Source organism: Phycicoccus sp. DTK01, from assembly GCF_017312765.1.
GTDB lineage: Bacteria > Actinomycetota > Actinomycetes > Actinomycetales > Dermatophilaceae > Phycicoccus > Phycicoccus jejuensis.
This window is the reverse complement of sequence record NZ_BOPU01000023.1, coordinates 1-1135: the sequence shown is the minus strand read 5'-3', so window position 1 is coordinate 1135 and position 1135 is coordinate 1. Positions and strand designations below refer to the sequence as shown.

Sequence of the window (1135 nt, the reverse complement as noted above, 5' to 3'; positions counted from 1 at the left end):
GTCACCAGCGGCTCCGCCGCCGACAGCCAGAGCGCCTCCCTCGAGCTCGCCCGCATGAGCACCCAGCTCCAGACCCTGGTCGCCCAGTTCCAGCACTGACGACCCGGCCGCACGACCAGCAGCACGACGCCCCCCACCACCGCCCACCCCGAGGAACGACACCCATGAGCACTGCCTCCCCGACGACCACCCGCCCCCACCCGGGCGCGATCGTGGTCGCGCCCGTCGTCGCCGTCGTCGGCCGACTGCGCCTGGCCTCGCGTCTGCTGCTGCTGACCGTGGTCCTGCTCGTGCCGGTGCTGCTGCTCGGGCGCTCCTACCTCGCGCTCAGCTCGCCGGACATCGCCGAGACCACGGCCGAGCGCGCCGGTGTGCAGGTCCTGCGGCCGGCGGTCGCGGGGCTGGCCGAGCTGGCCGGTGGGCGTCCGCTGGACCTCTCGCCGCTGCGGGCCGCCGTGGCCGCGCACCCCGAGCTCGGTGTGGAGGAGGAGATGGCGGCCGTCGACGCCCAGGCCGCCGACACCACACCGGCCGGTGTCGGCGACACCGCGGGCGCCCTCGTCGACCTCGTCGAGGCGGTCAGCCACGCCGCCAACGTCACCCTCGACGCCGACCTCGACTCGGCCAGCCTCGCCGACGCGGCCTTCGTCGGGCTCCCCGACCTGCTCCTCGAGACGATCGAGGCCCGTGTCCCCTCCGAGGCCACCTCGGTCGACGAGCGCGTCGCCGAGCAGGCCCTGCTCGCCGGGGCGATCCGCACCCACGTCCGCGGCCTGCGTGACGACGTCGAGGTGGCCGTCGCCACCACCGACCGCGCCGTCCTGGCCCAGGAGGTCGCCGGTCTGCGGGACGTCGCGGACGCCGGCGCGACCCTCAGCGACGCCGTCCTGGCCGACCTGGGGACGCGGGAGGTCACGGACTCCTCCGCCCTGGCGGCCGCCGCCATCACGGCCTCCGAGCCGACGGTCGACGCGTTCGACGCGTTGCTCGCCACCCGTCAGGCCCACCTCGCGAACGAGCAGCGCGTCGACCTGACGGCCACCGCCGTCTCCCTCGTGCTGGCGTTGTGGCTGGTGGCCGGGATGGTCGTGCTCACCCGCCGCGACGCCGGCCGCACCGTCCACGCCGTCCAGGC

At 75.9% G+C, this 1135-nt stretch carries 1 protein-coding gene; it reads left to right on the top strand.

Translation table 11 applies throughout. The features are described from left to right. Positions 1-164: 164 nt before the first annotated feature. Positions 165-1135, top strand: a 971-nt coding sequence (locus J3473_RS19205) for a hypothetical protein (RefSeq protein ID WP_207025403.1), incomplete at its 3' end; no start/stop codon positions are given.